Annotated in this window: 7 protein-coding genes and 1 pseudogene; all 8 read left to right on the forward strand. The window is 39.5% G+C overall.

Going from position 1 to position 5,921, the window contains the following annotated elements; all coding sequences use genetic code 11:
* Positions 1-397: 397 nt before the first annotated feature.
* The 8 genes and pseudogenes from Q0590_RS36365 to Q0590_RS36395 all read left to right on the forward strand — a co-directional run bounded on the left by Q0590_RS36365 (position 398) and on the right by Q0590_RS36395 (position 5,523).
* Positions 398-1,753 (forward strand): IS110 family RNA-guided transposase, encoded by a 1,356-nt coding sequence (locus tag Q0590_RS36365; RefSeq protein WP_302042603.1) that lies wholly within the window; start codon positions 398-400, stop codon positions 1,751-1,753.
* A gap of 131 nt (positions 1,754-1,884) precedes the next feature.
* Positions 1,885-2,415 carry a DUF3575 domain-containing protein gene (locus Q0590_RS36370; RefSeq protein ID WP_302042604.1) on the forward strand — a complete coding sequence of 177 codons (531 nt, stop codon included), beginning with the start codon at positions 1,885-1,887 and terminating at the stop codon, positions 2,413-2,415.
* Between the two features lie 212 nt (positions 2,416-2,627).
* Positions 2,628-2,732 (forward strand): annotated as a pseudogene (locus Q0590_RS37745) (hypothetical protein); the annotation flags it as partial.
* Between the two features lie 66 nt (positions 2,733-2,798).
* Entirely contained in the window at positions 2,799-3,128 is a 330-nt protein-coding gene (locus tag Q0590_RS36375; RefSeq protein ID WP_302039970.1) for a hypothetical protein, read from the forward strand.
* A gap of 114 nt (positions 3,129-3,242) precedes the next feature.
* On the forward strand, positions 3,243-3,809 hold the full coding sequence (locus Q0590_RS36380; RefSeq protein WP_302042605.1) for a hypothetical protein: 567 nt from the start codon (positions 3,243-3,245) through the stop codon (positions 3,807-3,809).
* Between the two features lie 114 nt (positions 3,810-3,923).
* A complete protein-coding gene (locus Q0590_RS36385; protein WP_302042606.1) occupies positions 3,924-4,388 on the forward strand; it encodes a hypothetical protein in 465 nt (154 codons plus the stop codon).
* A gap of 115 nt (positions 4,389-4,503) precedes the next feature.
* Positions 4,504-5,094 carry a DUF3575 domain-containing protein gene (locus tag Q0590_RS36390; RefSeq protein WP_302042607.1) on the forward strand — a complete coding sequence of 197 codons (591 nt, stop codon included), beginning with the start codon at positions 4,504-4,506 and terminating at the stop codon, positions 5,092-5,094.
* 114 nt (positions 5,095-5,208) lie between these two features.
* Positions 5,209-5,523 carry a hypothetical protein gene (locus Q0590_RS36395; RefSeq protein WP_302042608.1) on the forward strand — a complete coding sequence of 105 codons (315 nt, stop codon included), beginning with the start codon at positions 5,209-5,211 and terminating at the stop codon, positions 5,521-5,523.
* Positions 5,524-5,921 lie beyond the last annotated feature (398 nt).

Genomic DNA, 5,921 nt, shown 5'->3' on the forward strand with positions numbered 1-5,921 from the left:
ATAATAAGTGTATATTTCTTTCAAAATATACTGTGCCATGCCGGGCACACACACCCTGCTGAAACGACAACCGGCCTTGCCTCACCGCAATGCTCCACCGCAGTCGGCACGGTTTGCGTCAGCAGTTGTTCCGTTAGGCACTATTCCCTTATATTGGAAGAAGTATTGATTTCTAGAGCTAACGTAGGTACTTTTAGCTTGTCCTAAGCAAGACCGATTTTTTTATGGTGTTCACAACCCGTGCGCTATTCTGGTCAGAAATGTAAAAAGCCCTTCTGTTCGAGCAGAAAGGCTTGAGGTGATTTCAATGGAGGAGCTGTCAGCTACCCCGGTCAGAATACTTTCAATCCAAAGATACATTTCCTTAGGACTTTTTCAACTTTTTATCCAAAGAATCATGAAAAAGAAATCCTTACCTATGGAAGTGATTAATCGCTATGCTGCCGGTATTGATGTAGGCAGCCGCTTCCATTATGTAGCCATTGGCCAGAATCCTCAAGACCTAAGAAAGTTTGGCGTGTATAATGAAGATCTCAAAGAACTGTTACAATGGCTCAAAGAAAACAAGATTAGCACAGTAGCCATGGAGTCAACTGGCACCTATTGGCAGAGCTTATTCAATATGCTCCAAGAAGCCGGATTGGAGGTATATCTCTGTAATGGCAAGTTCACCAAAAACATCAAAGGTAAAAAGACAGATGTGCAAGATTGCCAATGGATACAGAAGTTGCATAGTTTGGGACTACTTACTAGTAGCTTTCTACCGGATTTAGCTACAGAGCAACTCAGGACTTACTGCCGCCACCGCACTTCCCTACTAGAGACCTCAGCCATGACTACCCAGAAGATGCAGAAATACTTACGGTTGCTCAATCTTAGACTTGATGTAGTAGTCAAAGATGTCTGTGGATTAACAGGGTTGCAGATCATCGAGGCTATTTGCAGCGGGGAAACTAATCCTCAGGTGCTGGCCTCTTTTCGTCATAGCAACTGCCGTAAGTCAGAAGAAGAGATTGCCAAAGCTTTGCAGAGCAATGGGAGAAAAGACTACCTGTTTGGCTTACAACAGGAGTTTGACTTGTATCAAACTTTGCAGGCACAGATTGCAGCCTGTGATCTAGCAATAGCTAAGCTGCTTTCTGAGCAAATTGAAGCCGATGAAACAAAGAAAGCATTACAGGCAGAGGCAAAGCCACATAAGAAGGTCAATAAGAATGCGCCAAAGAACATGGATTTGAATCAGCTTTCGTATCAATACTTTGACGGGGTGGACCTGTTGCGCATTGAAGGGGTGAGCTATGGAACAGTGATTGCCTTAATGAGTGAGGTAGGCTGTGAAGGCATTAAGAAGTTTGCGACTGCTAAGCAGTTTACTTCTTGGCTCAGGCTGTGTCCCAATACCAAGATTAGTGGTGGGAAGGTGCTCAGTAAAAAGATTGCCAAAGGAAGTAACCGCCTAAAAATTGCCCTCAGGCAAGCGGCCAATGCAGTGGGAAAACTCAAGGACACGCATCTGTCTGATTTCTTCAACCGCATCAGCTACAGAAGAGGCCGAGCAGCAGCCGTTTCTGCCACAGCCCGAAAGCTAGCCGTCATCATCTGGCATATGATTGTCAAGCATGTACCCTATAATCCACCAAGCCAGTACCTGTTCATGGACCAGAAAAGAAAGATGAAGTTAGTCAAGAGGATCAGAAAGAAGATTGCTAAATTGGAGCTAAAGCCGCAGGATGTTGGCTTTGCCATAAGCTAAAATCAGCATTAGACTTGGACGTTAGTCAGAATAAAATGAGCATGCACTATTGAAATAAGCAAATGAGAAAAGTTTGTGTATTAGTACTAACCTTTTTATTACTGGTAGGCATAGGGAAAGCTCAACCGGTTATGAATCAGAGCAAACCTATATCTAAAAATGTATTTAAAGTAAATCTTTTAAGTGTATCGGCTCGCCTGTTGTCTGGCTTCTACGAAAGGAAAGTGAGCCAGCGCTTAAGTGTGCAGCTCGGAGGAAACTATCAGGTGAGAGAACGCGAGATTATTTTTAGCCGCTCTACACTAACAAAAGCCTATACCTTCATTCCAGAAGTAAGAATCTATTCACTAGCCAGGCATCAAGCACCCAAAGGGGTGTATTTGGCGAGTTTTGCACGCTATCGCTATTTAGAGATGGAAACTGAGAATTCAGGTTTAGGTAAAGAGTATGGAAAAATAAAAAGCTATGGAGGGGGTGTTCTAGCTGGTGTTCATGCGCTATTTTTGGATGATCACTTATCGTTGGATTGCTTTCTTGGACCTCATCTTACTAAGCATGATTTTGAGGGCTTAAGTCGGGAGACTGTCAAATATGACTATTTTAGTTTATTATTCAATACATTAGATATCAGATTTGGAATAACAGCTGGAATTGCCTTTTAATTCAAAAAGTAAGGAACAGTGCCTAACACTGCTCTGAACCGACAACCCTGCTGCCAACGCACTAGGCTCTAGCAGGAAGCAAGGGTATGACGGCAGCACTAGAACCATTAGGCTTAATATAAAAGAAATAAAGAATGTCATACGAATTACCAATCTAACATATTTCTGTTTTTGATTATCACTTCTCGGAAGGTAATCGGCTATCAGAAAAGTTGATTATACTTAAGGGGAAAGAGGGGATAAAGATTGGCTTTTGGGAAAAAAGAAAATTGAAGAATGCCATAGCACATTACAACAAATGCCTAGAATTGATCCCTAATCATTGGCAGACTAAGTGGCTGTTAGGTAAATTATATCAGTCCATTAACGAACATGCGAAGGCGATGCAATTATTTGAGGATGCCTTAGCAATAGAGAAATTAAACCCTGATGTAGCAAGAGAAGCATCCATAGCGGCTATAGATGCAGGGCATGTTGAACTTGCAGTAAATTATTCGCTTGAGGCAATAAAAAGGTTGCCCACTGATTCAGGTTTAATGTGTAACCATGCCATTAATCTAATGGTAGCAGGAAAAGATAAAGAGGCCCTTGAGTGGATTGAGAAAGCCTTAGCCATAGATCCGATGGATAAGATAAACCAGAATGCTCATCAGCTGATAAAATTAGTCTCTGAAGGCAAAAGAAAAAGACCAAAGTTTGATGAGTTAATGTAAAAATAATAAGCCTAACACCACACACTATCGACAACTAGGCTGCCTCACCGCAGAGCTCCAATTTGAAGCCATAGTTGCGAGTGTGTTTGGTTAATTGGCAGCAACTAGAATAAATTGGAAAAAGAAGTGAAGTATGCAGTTGGAATAGGATTATGTTTAATTCTATTCAAGTATACAGCCTTATGGATAGGAGGTTGGACAGGTATGGTTATTTATTTGTTCTATTATGCTATAGGCTTTATTACAATCCTTTTCGCTAGTATCTTAGCTATTAAAGCTATAAGTAAAAAAACACTTAATAGAGCTAGAGTTTTCTCTGTCAGTATTTCTTTACTTGCCTTAGCAGTGGTAGTTTTTCAACCAATAGAGTGGAGTATAGAAAAGTTAAAAAGCCCAGTGGTTTATGCAGGCTCCTGCAAACATACGGTTTCAAGGGTGTGGTTAAAATTAAGAGCTGATGGTAGTTGCGAATATAATGCAGGCAAGTTTATGGAAAGTGAGATGTATACTGGTATTTATCACCTGAAGGAGGATACTATCCAGATAAATTTTCATTCCAGTAAAGTGCCTAAAGATATTAGAACACAATTCGTAATTAATCAACTAGGAATAAGAGAGATTGGTGATTCAATAGGCCATTATCATATGTTTATAACAAAGATCGATAAATTAAAAAGATAAAAGAGATGCTGCCAACATCGCATTCCTTCGTCAACTGCGCTTGCCTCACCGCAAGCTCTAGCTCAAGCAACTGTTGCGAGAATGCTTAATCCATTGGCAGCAAGTTAAGAAAATATGAAGCAATTAATTATACTATTATTCCTACTGGGCTTAAACCCTTTCATGGCCTACAGTCAAGAAAGAATTACTGGACTTCTTTTCTTATTTGAAGATACTCAAGCCATCGGCCACAACTTATTTCTACCTTGCTTGCTTGATACTACACACAGTTTACAGCAAAATATACAAGCACTAAAAGCAGATACATTAAAAAAAGTATCCTTCCTATCCGATACCATATATTCTCAGTTAGTCGCTCAGGCAACTCTTATAACAAATCAAGCAGCAAATAAGGAATCACTAAAAGTAGTAGCTATTGAGACCCAATATGGCAGATGGGTCATGGAAAGCAGAGGAATAGCAGATCGAGCGTATGTTCCATATCCTATAAAATGTTATGATAGTATCCTCAGCCATGGTTACAACGAACGACGAAACTGGACGTTGATGTATGTGAAAAAATTATACTTGAAAGAATAAAACATGCTGCCAACACCCTGCAAGCTGATAACCTTGGCATTCCAACCCTTTACCTCAACACAAGCCAACAGTATACAGTTGCAGTGGTTCCGTTAGGCGAAATAAAAAATTAGAAATGAATAGAAAGAGTATTTTCCTACTAGCAATAGGTATATTATTAATGAGTAAGAGCTATGCTCAGATCGATTCATTACCGGTTAGGAACAATATTAAATTAAAAATTCCTACTGGGGGATATAAGCATTTCTTTTCTGAGTTTACCCTTGTAGGCTTGCAATATGAAAGGCTATTAACCTCAAAAAATTCGATCAGTCTTTCTGCTCATTTCTCAAATTCAGCTAAAGATCGGACAACAGTGGAAGGAACAATCCAACACTACAAACAAGTCATGTTGCTTCCACAATGGAGACACTATTTGAGAAAAAATAAACAAAACTACTTCAATGGATTTTATGTTGGATTTTCCACGGCTTATATGCGAGATTATATTTACAGAATAGACAATACAGAGAAAAGACATCTCATAGGGGCAGGAGCTTTAATTGGTTATCAACAAGTAATTAAGAAAAAGCTATCTATTGGATTTACTCCCTCACTTCATTATGGAGCAAACTTTTCAACTACTAACTCGACAGTTAGACAAGAAAGAAAAACAGAAGGAAGTTTAATTTATCTCTTAGACTTTCATATAGGATACATATTTTAAAAATTAAATCGCCTAACACCGCTTACATCAATCACCGGGCCGCCGAAGCGCAAGGCTGACGCAAGAGACCACGGCGCTGTGTAGGCTCGGGCCATTAGCCACTATACAATAAAAATGGATTCGCTTAAAAACAGAAGCATTGAGCAAATAAAGGCACATAGCAGGTACTTTGCACGTAACTCAAAGGATAACAGTCGATTCATTCCTGAATTAGAAGGATGCAATAAAATAATAGCAATAATTGATAAGGAAGTCATTCAGCCAGCGGACTTAGCTCAAATTGCAGAAGCATTAAATCAAGTGGAAGAACAAGACCATTTTAATGGTAGTGGATGGGAATCTTTTGGATTCTGCGTAGCAAGTTTTGCTCGAAGTTTAGGATATCGAATGATTACTAATCAAAAAGGGGAAATAGAAATAACAAAGTAAAAGTGGCTAACACCACCTCCACGACAACCGGCCTTTCCTCACCTTAAGGCAAAGCAGAAGGACCGGTTTGCGGGGAGGTTTGGCCCATTACCGGTAATTAAAGGAGATGAAAGAAGTAAAGCCACAATGGATAGGGGACATATGCCTGTTACTGTTGATAGTGCAATTCGCTCTTTATACTCTTGATTGGCAATTTGGATATAGTCTTTCTGATGTAAGTCCCAGATTCAAAGGATTAAGAGATGTCTTGTATTTATTTAATATTCTTTTATTTGGGCCTATCCTAATTCTGATGGGAGTTACAAGGTTGATTCTTAGTATTATTAATAAAAAGAGGTTCTACTGAACTTGCAACAATAAACTGGACAAATAGTTAAGCTGCGTTTTTATAACTGTTT

Origin of the sequence: Rhodocytophaga aerolata (assembly GCF_030503435.1) — a bacterium.
In the GTDB taxonomy this organism is placed as follows: domain Bacteria; phylum Bacteroidota; class Bacteroidia; order Cytophagales; family 172606-1; genus Rhodocytophaga; species Rhodocytophaga aerolata.

Excerpts from the sequence above, each read along its gene's own strand:
- Q0590_RS36365 (WP_302042603.1), top strand. The coding sequence starts at position 398 with ATGAAAAAGAAATCCTTACCTATGGAAGTGATTAATCGCTATGCTGCC.
- Q0590_RS36370 (WP_302042604.1), top strand. The coding sequence starts at position 1,885 with ATGAATCAGAGCAAACCTATATCTAAAAATGTATTTAAAGTAAATCTT.
- Q0590_RS36375 (WP_302039970.1), top strand. The coding sequence starts at position 2,799 with ATGCAATTATTTGAGGATGCCTTAGCAATAGAGAAATTAAACCCTGAT.
- Q0590_RS36385 (WP_302042606.1), top strand. The coding sequence starts at position 3,924 with ATGAAGCAATTAATTATACTATTATTCCTACTGGGCTTAAACCCTTTC.
- Q0590_RS36390 (WP_302042607.1), top strand. The coding sequence starts at position 4,504 with ATGAATAGAAAGAGTATTTTCCTACTAGCAATAGGTATATTATTAATG.
- Q0590_RS36395 (WP_302042608.1), top strand. The coding sequence starts at position 5,209 with ATGGATTCGCTTAAAAACAGAAGCATTGAGCAAATAAAGGCACATAGC.